At 42.2% G+C, this 16,290-nt stretch carries 10 protein-coding genes and 1 pseudogene; 5 read left to right on the top strand and 6 right to left on the bottom strand.

Translation table 11 applies throughout. The features are described from left to right. Window positions 1-263: 263 nt before the first annotated feature. The 3 genes from PN447_RS04395 to PN447_RS04385 all read right to left on the bottom strand — a co-directional run bounded on the left by PN447_RS04395 (window position 264) and on the right by PN447_RS04385 (window position 6,639). Window positions 264-1,565, bottom strand: coding sequence for a DNA cytosine methyltransferase (locus PN447_RS04395; protein ID WP_271761118.1), 1,302 nt, complete (start codon window positions 1,563-1,565; stop codon window positions 264-266). Window positions 1,566-1,641: 76 nt separating this feature from the next. Next, window positions 1,642-5,169: a methionine synthase gene (metH, locus tag PN447_RS04390; RefSeq protein WP_271761116.1), complete on the bottom strand. Its 3,528-nt coding sequence runs from the start codon at window positions 5,167-5,169 to the stop codon at window positions 1,642-1,644. Window positions 5,170-5,319: 150 nt separating this feature from the next. Then, on the bottom strand, window positions 5,320-6,639 hold the full coding sequence (locus PN447_RS04385) for an ABC transporter substrate-binding protein (protein WP_271761114.1): 1,320 nt from the start codon (window positions 6,637-6,639) through the stop codon (window positions 5,320-5,322). A 112-nt stretch (window positions 6,640-6,751) separates the two neighbouring features. Between PN447_RS04385 and PN447_RS04380 the strand changes: the two genes are divergently transcribed. Continuing rightward, window positions 6,752-7,510, top strand: coding sequence for a YebC/PmpR family DNA-binding transcriptional regulator (locus PN447_RS04380; protein WP_271761112.1), 759 nt, complete (start codon window positions 6,752-6,754; stop codon window positions 7,508-7,510). Window positions 7,511-7,622: 112 nt separating this feature from the next. On the opposite strand, the pseudogene tnpA reads toward PN447_RS04380, so the two are convergent. Further along, a pseudogene (gene tnpA / locus PN447_RS04375) lies at window positions 7,623-8,036 on the bottom strand (IS200/IS605 family transposase). Window positions 8,037-8,097: 61 nt separating this feature from the next. Between tnpA and PN447_RS04370 the strand changes: the two are divergent. Both PN447_RS04370 and PN447_RS04365 read left to right on the top strand, forming a co-directional pair. After that, a complete protein-coding gene (locus PN447_RS04370) occupies window positions 8,098-9,471 on the top strand; it encodes an RNA-guided endonuclease InsQ/TnpB family protein (protein ID WP_271761110.1) in 1,374 nt (457 codons plus the stop codon). Between the two features lie 107 nt (window positions 9,472-9,578). Continuing rightward, a complete protein-coding gene (locus tag PN447_RS04365; RefSeq protein WP_442867075.1) occupies window positions 9,579-10,388 on the top strand; it encodes a Tab2/Atab2 family RNA-binding protein in 810 nt (269 codons plus the stop codon). A gap of 23 nt (window positions 10,389-10,411) precedes the next feature. Here PN447_RS04365 and PN447_RS04360 read toward each other — a convergent pair whose 3' ends face one another. Together PN447_RS04360 and cobA are read right to left on the bottom strand one after the other, a co-directional pair. After that, window positions 10,412-10,699: a DUF2470 domain-containing protein gene (locus tag PN447_RS04360; RefSeq protein ID WP_271761108.1), complete on the bottom strand. Its 288-nt coding sequence runs from the start codon at window positions 10,697-10,699 to the stop codon at window positions 10,412-10,414. Window positions 10,700-10,747: 48 nt separating this feature from the next. Further along, window positions 10,748-12,316 (bottom strand): uroporphyrinogen-III C-methyltransferase, encoded by a 1,569-nt coding sequence (cobA, locus tag PN447_RS04355; RefSeq protein ID WP_271761106.1) that lies wholly within the window; start codon window positions 12,314-12,316, stop codon window positions 10,748-10,750. Between the two features lie 265 nt (window positions 12,317-12,581). Between cobA and PN447_RS04350 the strand changes: the two genes are divergently transcribed. Beyond that, the gene (locus PN447_RS04350; RefSeq protein ID WP_271761104.1) at window positions 12,582-14,300 is read left to right on the top strand and encodes a diflavin flavoprotein; all 1,719 of its coding nucleotides are present in this window, start codon (window positions 12,582-12,584) and stop codon (window positions 14,298-14,300) included. 72 nt (window positions 14,301-14,372) lie between these two features. Beyond that, entirely contained in the window at window positions 14,373-16,085 is a 1,713-nt protein-coding gene (locus PN447_RS04345; RefSeq protein WP_271761102.1) for a diflavin flavoprotein, read from the top strand. The last annotated feature ends 205 nt before the right edge of the window (window positions 16,086-16,290 follow it).

The raw sequence follows: 16,290 nt of genomic DNA, 5'->3' as shown, positions 1-16,290 counted from the left end.
ATAAAGTACACACCTTAATATCATAAATCTTGTGGGGTGGGCATCCTGCCTGCCCTAGTTTACCTAACTCAGATGGCTGTATTTCCAGTTGAGGAGTATTGTTACCAGTTACCTGAAGGTAGTTGAGATGCGATCGCTTGTGACAATTCATCAATATGGTTTAATATAACAAGGTGATTTAGTAAATAAGTGGATTGTAGTCATCTTTACAGATGCAGGTGTTGCTGTAGCGGCTAAGATAAAAGCCATGGTTCTAAAATTACTTATCTAACTAATTCCTGAGTCTTTTCTATTTTTAGTTGAGAACCAGAAAACATTTTTACCAACACTTGTTCTGCGACAGCCTTAACTACATTAATGCTTACCGAATTTCCCAATTGATAGTAAGCTTTATCATCATTGGGATGAAGTAAAAAATTATCTGGAAAACCCTGTAAACGTGCTGCTTCACGGGGAGTTATTCGTCGGACTCGCTGATTATGATAAACGCCTAATCTATTAGCATCACTAGCAACCAATGTCACAGAAATTTTCCTAGGATCTAAAAATTTATAAACTTCAAATGAAAAATTACCAGATAAAGGTTTATATTTACCATTAATCAGTTTCAAATATTTCTTAGTAACTAGTGAATTCAAAACATCTGCCAAATTAGGATAATCACAGAAACTAGCTATTTGTTCTTGAGTCAGTAGTTTACCGTCTTGTAGGTCACCAAATTCTTTGTTCCGTCTCTTTAAGATAAAACGGTTCATCAATGCAATTTCTTCTACAGTACATTCACCACGCAAACCTAATTCCCAAGAATGAATAGACTTACCTCCTCTATAATCAATTAGCCTTACACCATGGAGTCGATTTAAATCATTGTTAAATATCCGTTTTAAGGCATTAATAAACTCTGTAGAACAGTCATATTTACTGCTAGGATTATCTTCTAAAATATCAGAAATACTCACAGTTTTTTTTGTTTGATAAAATAAAGATAACTGATTATCATTATAACTATGAGAATCTTTTGGTCCAACATCCGACATCAAATCAAATACAGGATTAGCATTTAAAATGCCAATTAAATAAATTCGGACTCGATTTTGGGGTAAGCCGAAATTTGCACTGTTGAGTAAAAAAGCATCAAAGCTGTAACCTCTTTTTTGTATTTCGTGTTTGATCGTTGCCAAAGTTTTACCTTGCTCATGACTATAAATACCTCTAACATTTTCAAAAATAAAAGCTTGTGGTTTATATGTATCAAGCAATCTAATGATTTCAAAAAATAGTGTACCTCGTGTGTCGCCAAACCCTTCTTTTTTGCCAGCATAAGAAAATGATTGACAGGGAAACCCGGCTAATAATATTTCATGTTCTGGTAGTTTATCTATAATTCGGATATCACCTAAAGACTGGTGATTGAAATTTCTTGCATATACTAGTTGAGCATCTGTATTGATTTCGCTACTTAAAACACATTCGGTTTCTATATTTAATCCATGAGCAGCTTGTTCAAAGGCTAATCTAATTCCTCCTATCCCTGAAAATAAATCTACGAATCTAATTTTTTGCATACTTTTAAAACCTGTGTTATTAAAATCAGGCCAATTCCTGAATTACCCCCCTCCCATTGGGAAGGGGGGAGTATAACTAGGCGCTGAAATACTTAGCTACGGGGTGATAAGCAATAATCGCCGTCGTAGACTGTTCTGGATAAATTTGCTCACTTTCATCCATATACAGATTAATTCTGTCAGTCTCCAACAACTCCAGCTGCTTATACTGATCCTGCATATTCGGACAAGCGGGATAACCGAAACTATACCGCGAACCGTGATAACGCTGTGCCAAAATATCCCGAATATTATCCGGTTCATTAGCACTCAAACCCAATTCCCGGCGAATTCTGGCGTGAGTCCATTCCGCCAACGCTTCAGCCACCTGCACAGCTAAACCGTGGAAATACAGATAATCTGTGTATTGATTGTCGGCGAATAACTTTTGGGCGAACTCCGTGGCTATCTCTCCCACAGTCACCGCCTGCATGGGGAAGACATCAATTACCCCTGACTCTTTGGGTGCAAAGAAATCAGCAATACATAACCGCCTTAAAGACTTCTGTCTGGGGAACTCAAAACTGGTTCTTACCTCTGACTCTGGGTGGTGAGAATCATAAATATACAAAGTATTTCCCTGAGACTGACAGGGGAAATACCCATAAATTACCTGGGGATGTAGCAAATTCTCAGTAATGATCCTTTCCTTCCAACCCTCCAAAATCGGATAAACCTTATGTTGTAAAAACTCCTGATACTCCTCCTTAGACTGTTCCTTGGGCTTGCGGAATTGCCATTGTCCAGCAATCAAAGCTTGTAAATCTAAATACCACAAAACTTCTTCAATGGGAATATCAGCAGGTTGTAATAACTGAGTTCCCCAAAAAGGCGGTGTGGGGCGGGGAATATCTACCGCCACAGCTTCAGATGGGTGGGTATCTATAGTTACAGGTTGGGCATCACTGGGTGCGGGAGACTGGGTACTAGGTGCTGGGGAGGTGGTGATTTTTGGTTCTGCTTCTACCTCATCCAAAAATCCTTGGCAATCATCCCAATTATTAGCAGCTTTAGCTGGCATTAATTTATCCATGAAATGCAAATCAGCAAAAGCATCCTTACCATAAATTACCTTACCGTTATAGGTATTTTGGCAATCCTGATACACAAACTTGGGAGTTAGGGCGGCACCACCTAAAATTACAGGAACAGTAATTCCCTTTTCGTTGAACGCCTCCAAGTTATCCTTCATAAAAGCGGTAGACTTGACTAACAACCCACTCATAGCAATACAATCAGCTTTGTGTTGTTGGTAAGCCTCGATGATATTTTCCACCGGTTGCTTAATACCCAGGTTAATGACCTTGTAGCCATTGTTAGATAAGATAATATCTACCAAGTTTTTACCAATATCATGGACATCACCTTTAACCGTGGCAATGATAAAGGTACCCTTACCATTATTACCAGATTCTGACTTTTCCATGAAGGGTTCTAGATATGCAACCGCAGCTTTCATGGTTTCCGCTGACTGCAAAACAAAAGGTAATTGCATTTGTCCGGAACCGAACAACTCACCCACAACTTTCATCCCATCTAGAAGAAAGGTGTTGATAATTTCCAAGGGCGGATATTGTTCTAAAGCCTTTATCAGCTGTGCTTCTAAACCAATGCGTTCGCCGTCGATGATATGACGCTTGAGGCGTTCTTCTATGGGGAGACTTTGATCTACACCTTTGTCGCGCTTTGTGGTTACCCCTTCAAATAAGGTGGTAAGTTCTCCTAAAGGATCATAAACGCAGACATCACCCTCAAATTTACGCCGGTCGTAAATTAGATCCTGGCAAACTTGTTGATGCTTGTCTGCAATTTTAGACAAAGGTAAAATCTTGTTAGGGCTGACAATGGCTGCATCCATACCGGCGGTCATTGCTTCATGTAAAAACATGGAGTTGAGTACAACTCTGGCTGCTGGGTTCAATCCAAAGGAAATATTAGATACACCTAAGATTACATGACAACCGGGTAATTCTTGGCGAATCCGTCGAATTGATTCAATGGTAGCCCTACCGTTGGCTCTGTCTTCTTCAATCCCGGTAGAAATAGGTAAAGCTAAAGTATCAAAGAATATCTCTGTCGGCAGGATACCATATTCTAGAGCTTGACGATAGGCACGTTGGGCAATTTGAAACTTTTTCTCTGCTGTCCGCGCCATCCCATCTTCATCGATGGTACCAATAACTACCCCAGCGCCGTACTTTTTAGCTAACTCCAGGACTTTTAAAAAACGTGGTTCGCCATCTTCGTAGTTGGTGGAGTTGAGTAAACACTTACCACCGGCTACCTTTAACCCCGCCTCCATTTTTTCCCATTCTGTGGAGTCGAGCATTAAGGGCAATGTAACATTATTGACAATGCGCGATACTAGTTCGTGCATATCTCGCACACCGTCACGTCCTACGTAATCGACGTTGACATCAAGGATGTGTGCCCCCTCTTTGACTTGGGCCCTAGCCATAGATACTAGTCCATCCCAGTCCTCTGTATTGAGCAAATCACGGCATTTTTTGGAACCACTGGCGTTGAGACGTTCACCGACAATTAAGAAGGAATTATCTTGGTCGTAAGGCTGAGTGGAATAAATTGATGCTGCGGCTGGTTCTAGCCTATGCTGTCTGACTTTTGGCTTCAGGTTTTGGGCAATTTCTGCTAATTGTTGAATGTGTTCTGGACGTGTCCCACAGCAACCCCCAATCACTTGGACACCCAAATCTTCAACAAAGTGCATTAACGCCATGCGTAATTCCACAGGTGTAAGTCGGTAATGTGCTTTACCGCCGATATTCTCAGGTAAACCGGCATTGGGTATACAGGAGACGATAAAAGGTGAATGTTCTGAGAGATACTTGATATGTGGTTTCATCAAGTCTGGCCCTGTGGCACAGTTCAAACCCAGAATATCTATGGGATATGGTGCTAATATGGTCAGCACAGCACTGATTTCTGAACCTACTAGCATTGTACCCATACTTTCCATGGTAACGGATACCATGAGCGGGCGACGTTCCCCTTTTTTGGTAAAAACTTCTTCAATACCATTGAGTGCTGCTTTGATTTGCAGTACGTCTTGACAGGTTTCTACCAGAAATAAATCAACTCCACCATCAAAGAGGGCTTCGGCTTGTTCGGCGAAGTTGGCTTTGAGGGTGTCAAAGTCAATATGTCCCAAGGTGGGGAGTTTGGTTGTGGGCCCCATGGAACCGGCGACAAATCTCGGTTTTTCAGGGGTGGAAAATTCGGCGGCGACCCTCTTGGCTATTTCTACGGCTGTTTTATTTAAGTCATAGGTCTTGTGTGCTAGGTCATATTCTGCTAGTACAATGGATGTGGCTCCAAAGGTGTCTGTTTCAATGACATCAGCGCCAGCGGCGAGAAAGTCTCGGTGTACTTTGGCGACGGCTTCGGGGTTGGTGTAAACTAAGTATTCGTTACAACCTTCATATTCTGGACCGCCGAAATCTTCCGCAGTCAGGTTTTGACTTTGCAGGTTGGTTCCCATAGCACCGTCAAAGACGATAACTGGGCGGTTTGGACTATGCAGATGTTCTAGGAACGGATGAGTCATATTTTCCTACAGGAAATTACTTCGGTCTTGTAGTGTTCTATTTTATTATTTTCCCAAATTGTCGGCGTTTTATGCGGTTCGGTCTTGGTAGGATTTTGTTGCCTACACTAGGCGCACAGTCCAAACCACTGATGTTGACGCTTGGTGGTTTCAGTTAAAGATCAGGTCTAGGCGCTGTTGGGCGGTTTTTAGGGCTTGTTCTGGGGAGGTTTGACCCAGTAGTACTGATTCTATTGCTCGTCCTAGGCTATCGGATATCCGATTGTAGCCGGGAAAGATGGGACGCGATCGCCCATGTCGGGCCTGATCTAAAAATACCTGCACAGATGGGTTAGTTTGGAGGAATGCTTGATATTCTGGTTGTTGGCGAGATTTCAGGTTAATTGGTAAATAACCGGTTCCCAAAGCTAATTCTGTTTGAAATTCTGCACTCATGGCATACTCAGCAAAGGTGAAAGCTGCTTTTTGCCTTTCTGGTGTGGTTTTAAATAAGAATAGGTTTTCACCCCCGATGCTGGTAGCAGGTTTTTGATTTATAGGTATGGGAAAAACGGCAAAATCAACACCGCTCTCAGTAAATTCTTTTAGACTCCAAGGACCAGTTACCTGCATGGCTACCTTACCAGAAATTAAGTTACCTGTTTCATAGCCCCTTTCTGGGGCGGATAACATGGCGGAACCATCTTCAACCAGATGACGCCAAAATTGCAAGGCGGCGATCGCCCCTGGATTATCTTGTAACATTACTGCTGCTGGTTTTTGCACATCTGGCGGTACTAATTCGCCGCCACTACTCCACATAAATGGTAACCAGGTGAAAACCGTAAACTCACCTTTGCCTAATGGCAAAAATACCCCATACTGATCTATGCGCCCATCGCCATTAGTATCACGGGTTAATTTTTGCGCCACTTGGCGAAACTCTTCCCAAGTTCTGGGTAATTCGGTAATTCCGGCGGCTGTAAACAAACTGGGACGGTAATATACAGCCACATTATTAGTTGCAAAGGGCACAGACCAGATTTTACCCTGATATTCCATGGATTCAAACAAGGCCGGGTCAATTTCCCCTTTGAGTGGGGAATTATTCAGCTGGTCATCTAAAGGAATTAAGGAACCTGCTAGTTCCACTAATTGACCGGCAATAGTGGGGTTGTACCATAATAGGTCTGGGGGAGCATTCCCCACCACTGCGGCTAAAATTTTGGGGATTTGCTGGTCTTGCTGTCCTGCATAGACAGATTCTAAGTGAATATGGGGATGAGTTTGATTAAATTTATCTACAAGTCTTTGTAAAACATCTCGATTAGGCGGGGGATTGACACCTTGCCATAAGGTAAGATGAACTACATGTGTTTTTCTGATGTTTTGGCATCCACTCAACGCCAGTATGCCTACCAGTAGTAACAGTAGTAAACTTCTAATGTAGTATTTTAATTTCTTTCTTTGTCTTCTGAATTTATTGGGCATGGGAAAAATGCGCGCAAAACTTCTCATCAGGTATCGCACAATTGATATTACATACTTCAATTGGCATTTGATATATCCTAAACTTTCAAGAAAGGGTTAATCATTTAACATTATGGCAGGACATAGTAAATGGGCAAATATTAAGCGTCAAAAGGCAGTAGTAGACGCCAAGAAGGGTAAGACCTTCGCCCAGTTATCTAGAGCAATTATTATTGCTGCGAGGAGTGGTGTACCAGACCCCAGCGCTAATTTTCAGCTACGTACAGCCATCGATAAGGCTAAGGCGGCGGACATACCTAGTGATAATATTGAACGGGCGATCGCTAAAGGTGCAGGAACCTTTGGCGGGGATAGTAGCAATTTTGAGGCTATTCGCTACGAAGGTTATGGACCGGGTGGTGTCGCAATTTTAATTGAAGCCCTCACAGATAATCGTAACCGCACAGCGGCTGATTTACGTGGCGCTTTGAGTAAACGGGGTGGTAACCTTGGTGAAACAGGTTGCGTCAGCTGGATGTTTGACCAGAAAGGTGTGTGTACTGTTCATGGGGTCAAAAATGAAGACCAGCTTTTAGAAGCATCCCTAGAAGGTGAAGCCCAGTCTTATGAAATGACCGAGGATGACATAGCTGAGGTATTTACCGAGGTGACAAACTTAGAACTGCTCACCCAGACACTCAAGGATCAAGGCTTTGAGATCAGGGATGTAGAATTACGCTGGATACCTACTAATTATATTGAGATTGCTGATCCTGACCAGGGGCGATCGCTGCTTAAGTTAATTGATACTCTCGAAGGTTTAGATGATGTCCAGAATGTCACTGCTAACTTTGAAATAGCCGACAGTCTTCTAGATGTGATCATGGGTTAAGAACAGGTAACCTCACAGACAACTATCGAAAATATAGTGGGAGGGTGAGAACCCCTCCGCTTCAGCGAGGGTGATGAAACCCGACTCAAGGGGATTTATCCTGTGTGTTTGCTCATTTCCCACGCTGGTTTTCAATATATTTTTTAACTACCTCAGTGCTTACTTGTCCAGTTGTCGCAACAAAGTAGGTTGGTGTCCACAAAGAAGGTAGCTTTTTTAATTGTGGAAATTCTTTTCTTAAGTAATTCGATGCCCTACCTTTAACCCATCTAGCGATATCTGCTGGGGATTCATGGGTCGGCGCATTATTAAAAAAGTGAACATGGTCTGGTTGAACTTCAAGTGCAATTAATTTCCATCCATGTTCAGTAACTAAGTCAAAAATAATTTATTGTAATCGTGTAGCAACATCTTTAAGTAATACTGGTCTTCTACGCTTTGGTACAAAAACAAAGTGGTAGTTGATTGATGATACAGAGTTTTCGGTTCGTCTGTACTCATAATCTTCTTTTGATAATTTAGCCATTGTGCGTTGTTGACTTTGACCGTTATTTCAACTATCCTCCTGTTTAGGAGGTGAGTAAAGATTGTACAGAACAATTCCAATCAGAGCTAGATTCACTGATGAAGAAAAAGCTTTTTGGGTTGACCAATGCCAACACTCAAATAGCTTAATAAATTGTGCGATTTACTATACTAGTCAAAGCCATTACGCACGACTGGAAAGCATGGATAATGCTTTTACAACTTATTGGTCTGGTGACGAATTGCGTAGTGGATGGAAAACTTATTATTGCCAAACAACTTACCCGGAATTAGATAAAACTCTTAAAGATAACCCCCATTACAAAGGTTTAGCCGCACAAGCAGCACAACAAACCTTAAAACTAGTTGGTGAAGCAATAACCAGTTACAACCGATTGGTTAAAGCTTATTACAACGGGGAGCTTGATAGACCCTCATTACCTAAGTATCGTAAAAAAGGAGGATTAGCAGCAGTAACATTCCCAAGACAAGCACTTACTTTTAAAGATGGTTATTTCAAGCCATCAATAAGTAAAGAAACCAAACCAGTTTTGTACACAGATATCAAGCTAACCTTGCCTGATTTTATTGATTCCGATTGGGTAAAGGAAGTAACAGTTCGTCCTTATTATGGTCTTTTCTGGATTGACTGGGTAATTGATGATGGTAAGCAACCAATTGAAAACAATCCACATCTTGATTACTCTCAAGCATGGGGATTTGACCACGGAGGGACAAATTGGTTAACAGGTGTTTCTACTCTTGGGAAAAGTTTAATCATTGATGGTAAGAAACTAAAATCAATGAATCAAGGTTATTGCCGTTTAGTTGCCAAATATAAGCAAGGTAAGTCTGATTTTTATTGGGATGCTAACCTTGACCGCATTCAACGCAAACGCAATAACCAGATGCGAGATGCCATTAACAAAGCAGTTAGATTCATTGTTAACAGATGCCTGAATGACCAGATAGGAAATATAGTTATTGGATGGAATCAAGGACAAAAAGTTAATGCTAATTTAGGTAAGGTAAACAATCAAAACTTTGTCCCCATCCCCACAGGGAGATTGATTGAAAGATTAAAGGAATTGGCTAATGAATATGGAATTGTTGTTACATTAACGGAAGAAGCGTATACATCAAAAGCGTCTTACCTGGATGACGATAGCCTCTACACGCATGGTGAAAAACCCGCAGGATGGAAACCGTCAGGTAAAAGGGTAAAACGTGGATTATACAAATCTGCCAAAGGATTATTAACCTCGGCAGATGCTCAAGCAGCCGCAAATATTTTAAGAAAAGTAACCACACAGCTAGGTTTATGTTTAGCCGAGGTGGGTAGGGCATCTTTGACTGTGCCACAACGATATGACTTGTTCATTAGGTTAAATAAATCATATCGTAAACGTTGCGTAGCGTGTCTTCAGACCGCGTAGCAACATCAGTTTAGAATCCCTTGTGTTTCAACCAAGGGAGAAGTCAACAATTTATCTGTGGATCTGTGGTTTATAAATCTGTTTTTCCCAAAAATTAGCAAAAAATTATGAAAACTTGGCAACTTGACTTTTATCGCAGTCCAGTACAAGACACATCGGGACAAACCCTATGGGAATTGTTGATTTGTGACCCCACACATACCTTTGAATATACAGCCACCTGTCCCCAGTCAGGGGCTAACGCCCATTGGCTTGCTACTCAAATTCAGCTAGCTGCTAGTAACAACTTACCAGATATCATTCAGGTATTTCGTCCCCAGACCTTGAGTTTAATTCAAGTCGCCGCCAAAAACTTAAATATTCGCCTCGAACCCACCCGCCATACTTTAGCCTTAAAACGGTGGTTACAAGCAAAGCAATATCCCTTACTCCTAGATCAACCACCCCCAACACCATTACCAGAAAACCTCTGGGGGGAAGAGTGGCGCTTTGCTACACTCCCAGCGGGTGAACTTGTGGATGTGTTTGCAGAACGCCCCATACCTATTTTGTCTATACCGGAATTTTTACAACCCATTAATTTGGGTTTACCATCTACAGCACCTATTCCCGGTATAGTTATCTATGGCGGTAGAAAGTCGATGGCTTTAGCTCGATGGTTAGAAGTAGCACAGCCAGCAGCCTTAAATTACATACCCGGTGAACCCCATGGTTTAATACTAGAGGCTGGTTTAGTAGATAGGTGGATTCTCGCCACTTTTACAGATGCAGATGTGGTTGCGGCGGCCAAGACCTATCAACAGCGTCAACAACAAAGCCGAGGATTGCACTTTTTGTTAGTGCAACCCGATGATTCGGGGATGACTTATAGTGGCTTTTGGTTACTATGCTTAGATGGATTTTATAAGTATATTTGACTATGTTAACCTATTGAACGTAGTTATGATTTTATCTTAAATCGTGCTTGCTTCACCATGGCAATCAAAGTTTGGTGAGCATCTTCTGAGTCTACCAAAATATGATCGAATTGAATCCGCACTGGCACAGTTTGTTGATTTACCTCTGCTGTCAAATTCATCCCTTGAGAGTCAATGGAGAGCATTTTGGCACTTGTGACATCTGTCACACCCCCAAAAGCCTGGGCATAAAGAACTACAGCATTAGCGTGGTCATCATTCATATGAGTGCAAATGCGTGAGCTAATTTCAGGGGAGAAGTAATCAGACATGGTGGATTAAAAACTTGGTAATACAGTAATGATCTCAGATTTTAACAGTTAACGACTTTTCACCCATTTAACTACTGCTTGGGTTAAACCATCTAAAGTATATTCCTCAGCCTCAACATCGACACGCCCTAATAAGGATTGGCAGGTTTTTGATGTTTCCGGACCAATAGCAGCAATGCAAACATCTGCTAAAATATGGCTGATGTCACAGTGATCGGCAAATACCTCTTGTAAGAGTTGACAGAAGAATTTGACAGTTTTAGAACTAGCAAAGGTAATTATATCTACAGTCCGATTTTGCAAGGCTAACTTTGCTAACTCTGGTATATTTGTGGGACAGCGAGATTGATATGCAGCTACTTCTACAACTACCGCACCTTGAGCAGTCAATTCGGCAACTAAAACATCCCTTCCACCGCTTTCTACCCTGGGAAATAAAACCTTTTGACCCTGTAGTGATTCGGGGAAATTAGCCACCAAAGCATCAGCGATAAAATTAGGGGGAATAAAATCGGGTTTAAGTCCCCGTTGTTGCAGACTTTGGGCTGTTTTTTCACCTACCACAGCAATTTTAATGTTACTCAGAGCACGAACATCTTGACCTTGGGCGAATAATCTGGTAAAAAAGTAATCTACCCCATTGGTAGAAGTGAGAATTAGCCAGTGAAAATCTGCCAAATTAGCGATCGCCAGGTCTAAACCTGACCAACTGGAAGGGGGGACAATTTCTAAAGTAGGCATGGAAATCACAGTCGCACCCAATGCCGAGAGGCTATCGGTAAATTGGCTCGATTGTCCAGAGGAACGAGTCACCAGAATAGTTTTACCTGTGAGGGGGGAATTATTTAACATAGGTGGAGAGTCAAAAGCTTGATCTTTTAAGGATATTCTCTGAGGTTGTAGGTAATTACGTAATTTTACAACTTCCCCAATCACAATTACCACCGGGGAGAGATAAACGCCCTGGGTTTGTGTGAGAATATTTTTAAGTTCTCCTACCCAAACTTGTTGATCAGGAGTTCCCGCCCAACGAATAATAGCAATAAGGGTATATGGTGATCGACCTTGCCTGATGAGTTGATGTATAATCTCAGCCAGATGAGTTCCTCCCATCAATATTACCAGAGTGTCCAACCCAGATAAAGCTTCCCAATCTAAAACATCTGGTTCATGGGCTGTGAGGACAGCAAAACAACGACTAAGTACAGCATCAGTCAAAGGAATCCCAGCCATTAAAGGAGCTGCTAAGGCCGAAGAAATTCCTGGTATGACTTCAAACTCACAAGACTGAGCTTGCAAAGTTGTAATTTCCGGGTTACAGCGACCAAAAATAAATGGATCCCCAGATTTTAATCGTACCACCTGTTTACCTTGCAAACAATAGTCAACCAGTAATTGATTAATTTCCCCTTGGGGTGTGCTAGGTTGACCACCACGTTTACCAACATCCAGGCACAGACAATCAGGTCTGACATACTGTAATAGTTGCTGATTTACCAGAGCATCGTAGACTAACACCTCAGCCATAGCCAGAAGATTGTAAGCCTTTACCGTCAGATATGCCACATCTCCAGGTCCAGCACCCACCAGATAAACCTTACCCTTTTGTTCTGTCATAAATTGAACCTGTGAAACCACCCAGAAAACAAATAAATTTTACTACAAAAACTGGAATTAACCTGCAATTAAAAACCCTGAGAACTTGGCGTTAATCGGCGTAAAAAACTAGGAATCACCCCCCCCAAAAATCAATGAAAAAAATAGCAATAATCACTACAAATTAGATTTTATAAAATAGCAACTTCATTACAACTTTAAAAATAGATTCAAGGGACAATGAGTGCAGAAAAGAATACTCAAAATTTGCGCTCGGAGACGAATAATGGTAGCGATCGCAGAGAACGTACAGCATAGACTAAGTATACAGACTGTAGAAATTGCCCCTAACACAACGGCGATTCGCTCTCTTGATTGGGACCGCGATCGCTTCGATATCGAATTCGGACTGCAAAACGGTACGACATACAACTCATATCTAATTAGGGGTGAGCAGACAATTTTGATTGATACTTCCCACCAGAAGTTTCGTCAACTATATTTAGACACACTCAAAAGTCTTGTGAACCCCAAGACAATCGATTACATAATAGTTAGCCACACAGAACCAGACCATAGCGGTCTAGTAGAAGATGTATTGCAGTTAGCACCCAGAGCCACAGTATTAGCCTCAAAAATTGCCCTACAGTTTTTAGAAGGTTTAGTACACGAGCCATTTTCCAAGCGCATCGTTAAAAGTGGCGATCGGATTAATATTGGCAAAGGACACGAAATAGAATTTGTGAGTGCGCCCAATCTGCACTGGCCAGATACAATCTTCAGCTATGATCGCAAAACCCAAACCCTGTTCACCTGTGATGCATTTGGGATGCACTTCTGTGACGATCGCACCTTTGACGAAGACTTAGAAGCGATTGAACCAGACTTTAGATTTTACTATGACTGCCTCATGGGTCCCAATGCCCGTTCTCTACTAAACGCCATGAAGAGAATGGGGGAACTGGGAAAAATTAACATGATCGCCAATGGTCACGGGCCAATACTCTACCATCACATAGATATATTAACTGACTGCTACCAAACTTGGAGCCAAAGACAAGCTAAAACAGAAACCACAGTTGGGTTATTTTATGTTTCCCAGTATGGATATAGCGATGAGCTAGGTTTAGCCATAGCTGAAGGTATCCAAAAAACCGGAGTGGGAATAGAAGTCATTGACCTAGGCACAGCCGAACCCCAAGAAATTCAAGAGCTAGCAGGTAGAGCCGCCGGATTAATCATCGGTATGCCCCCTTCCAGTGCTGTAGCAGCAAGAGCCAGTATCAGTTCACTATTATCCGTAGTCAAAAACAAACAACTAGTAGGTTTATTTGAATGTTACGGCGGTGACGACGAACCCATTGATACCCTGCGGCGGAAATTTATCGACCTCGGTGTCAAAGAAGCCTTCCCTGCTATTCGCATTAAACAATCTCCCACAGATTTAACATTCCATCTGTGCCAAGAAGCCGGTATAGACCTGGGACAATTACTGATGCGCGAACGCAACATCAAGCAAATCAAAGCCCTTGATGTCAACATGGAAAAAGCCCTGGGGCGGATTAGCAACGGACTGTATATTGTCACCACCCAAAAAGGTGATGTTAAAAGCGCCATGTTAGCCTCCTGGGTAGCCCAAGCCAGCCTACAACCTTTAGGATTCACCATAGCAGTAGCCAAAGACCGCGCCATTGACTCCTTAATGCGAGTAGGGGATCATTTCGTCCTCAACGTCCTAGAAGAAGGAAATTATCAAGAACTGAAAAAGCAATTTCTCAAGCGCTTACTTCCCGGTGCTGACAGATTTGCTGGTGTGAAAACCCAACCCGCCAAAAACGGCTCTCCCATCCTCACCGATGCTCTAGCATACATGGAATGTGAAGTCCAAAAGAGCATGGAGTGCAGCGACCACTGGCTCTTATACTGCACAGTTCAAGAAGGTCGTGTTTCTAAATCTGATGCACTCACAGCAGTTCGCCATCGCAAAGTAGGTAACTACTACTAATTAGGGAATGGGGAATAGGTATTAAGTATTTCCCCCCCTTTTAAAACATCCTCTTATTTTTGGCAAAAATCTATGAGCAATTCCAAACCCCGTGACGTACAAGTTATCCCCGTCGCTACAAACACCACATTTATTAGAGCGCGTAGTTGGTCACGCCTGCGGTTTGAAATTGAATACGCAAGAGAAAGAGGCACTACCTCCAATTGTTATTTAATTGAAGGTGATAAAACCGCAATTATTGACCCACCTGCTGAAACCTTCACGGAACTTTATTTAGAGGCGTTGCAGCAGACCCTGAACTTGAAAGAGTTGGATTATGTAATTTTGGGTCATTTTAGCCCCAATCGCTTGCCAACTCTCAAGGCGCTTCTACAATTAGCACCCCAGGTAACATTTGTTTGCTCTCTCCTAAGTGCAGCTAATTTGCGTCATGCTTTCCCAGATAACGCACTAGAAATTCTAGTCATGCGGGGGAAAAAAACCCTTGATTTAGGTAAGGGTCACGTTTTAAAATTCCTACCTCTTCCCAGTCCGCGCTGGCCAGAAGGACTTTGTACCTACGACCAGCAAACCCAAATCCTCTACACAGATAAGCTATTTGGCTCTCATATCTGTGGGGATGAGGTGTTTGATGACCAACCAGAAGCATTACAAGAAGACCAGCGCTACTACTATAACTGTTTGATGGCTCCTCAAGCTCAACACGTAGAAGCAGCTTTGGAGAAAATATCTGATTTGCATGTGAGAATGTATGCTCCGGGTCACGGTCCATTGGTACGTACCGGATTAATGGAACTAACCAACGCTTACGCACAATGGAGCAATGCTCAAAAACACCGTGATATCTCTGTGGCTCTACTTTATGCCTCAGCTTACGGAAATACAGCAATTTTAGCTCAAGCTATGGCGTTGGGATTGACTAAAGGCGGCGCCGCAGTGCAATCAATCAACTGCGAATTTGCTACCCCTGATGAAATCCGCACTGCTATACAACAGTGTGATGGTTTTGTGATTGGTTCCCCCACTATCGGCGGTCATGCTCCCACACCTATTCACACTGCTTTGGGAATCGTCCTCACTGTGGGTGATAGTAATCAACTCGCAGGAGTTTTCGGCTCCTACGGTTGGAGTGGTGAAGCATTTGATTTGATTGAAGGTAAACTTCGCGATGCTGGTTATCGCTTTGGCTTTGATACTTTCAAAGTTAAGTTTAAACCTGATGATGTTACGCTCAAATTCTGTGAAGAAGTTGGTACAGACTTTGCTCAAACCTTGAAAAAATCTCAAAAAATCCGGTTACCCCAACAAGCTGCTACCCCTTTGGAGCAAGCTGTAGGTAGAATTGCTGGTTCAGTTTGTGTTCTATGCGCTCAACAAGGTGATGTCTCTACTGGGATGTTAGGCTCTTGGATTTCACAAGCTACCTTCAATCCACCAGGTCTGACTGTGGCGATCGCCAAGGACCGAGCTATAGAATCTCTAATGTATCCAGGTAGTAAATTTGCTTTGAATATCCTGGAGGAAGGCCATCATTTAGAGTACACGAAGCATTTCCGCAAAAATTTTGCCCCTGGAGAAGACAGATTTGCCAACTTTAGCACCACAGTTGCAGATAATGGCTGTAAAATTCTCACCGATGCCCTAGCTTATCTAGAATGCTCCGTCCAGGAACGCATGGAATGTGGGGATCATTGGGTAATTTACGCAACTGTTGACAATGGTAAGTTAATCAAACCTGATGGTGTGACTGCCATCAACCATCGTAAAACTGGGACTCACTATTAGAGGATGTTTGTCAAGTCATGATTAGTGTATCAACTATTGCTTGACCCCACCCCCTTCCTTACAACGGTAGGTTTTTAATATGATCTGTGAAGGCAAGACCACCGAAGACAAGGAAGGAAAGTGGACAAGGAAGATTTTATACGGACAATGGTCTTTTAATGGGCTATTTTTCTTACTAAGAATACAGACTTTGTACTGTTTTTCT

The organism is Anabaena sp. CS-542/02, from assembly GCF_028331085.1.
Classification (GTDB): domain Bacteria; phylum Cyanobacteriota; class Cyanobacteriia; order Cyanobacteriales; family Nostocaceae; genus Anabaenopsis; species Anabaenopsis arnoldii.
This window is presented reverse-complemented; position numbering and strand designations above follow the sequence as displayed.

Excerpts from the sequence above, each read along its gene's own strand:
- PN447_RS04395 (WP_271761118.1), bottom strand. The coding sequence starts at position 1,565 with ATGCAAAAAATTAGATTCGTAGATTTATTTTCAGGGATAGGAGGAATT.
- metH (WP_271761116.1), bottom strand. The coding sequence starts at position 5,169 with ATGACTCATCCGTTCCTAGAACATCTGCATAGTCCAAACCGCCCAGTT.
- PN447_RS04385 (WP_271761114.1), bottom strand. The coding sequence starts at position 6,639 with ATGCCCAATAAATTCAGAAGACAAAGAAAGAAATTAAAATACTACATT.
- PN447_RS04380 (WP_271761112.1), top strand. The coding sequence starts at position 6,752 with ATGGCAGGACATAGTAAATGGGCAAATATTAAGCGTCAAAAGGCAGTA.
- PN447_RS04365 (WP_442867075.1), top strand. The coding sequence starts at position 9,579 with ATGAAAACTTGGCAACTTGACTTTTATCGCAGTCCAGTACAAGACACA.
- PN447_RS04360 (WP_271761108.1), bottom strand. The coding sequence starts at position 10,699 with ATGTCTGATTACTTCTCCCCTGAAATTAGCTCACGCATTTGCACTCAT.
- cobA (WP_271761106.1), bottom strand. The coding sequence starts at position 12,316 with ATGACAGAACAAAAGGGTAAGGTTTATCTGGTGGGTGCTGGACCTGGA.
- PN447_RS04350 (WP_271761104.1), top strand. The coding sequence starts at position 12,582 with ATGGTAGCGATCGCAGAGAACGTACAGCATAGACTAAGTATACAGACT.
- PN447_RS04345 (WP_271761102.1), top strand. The coding sequence starts at position 14,373 with ATGAGCAATTCCAAACCCCGTGACGTACAAGTTATCCCCGTCGCTACA.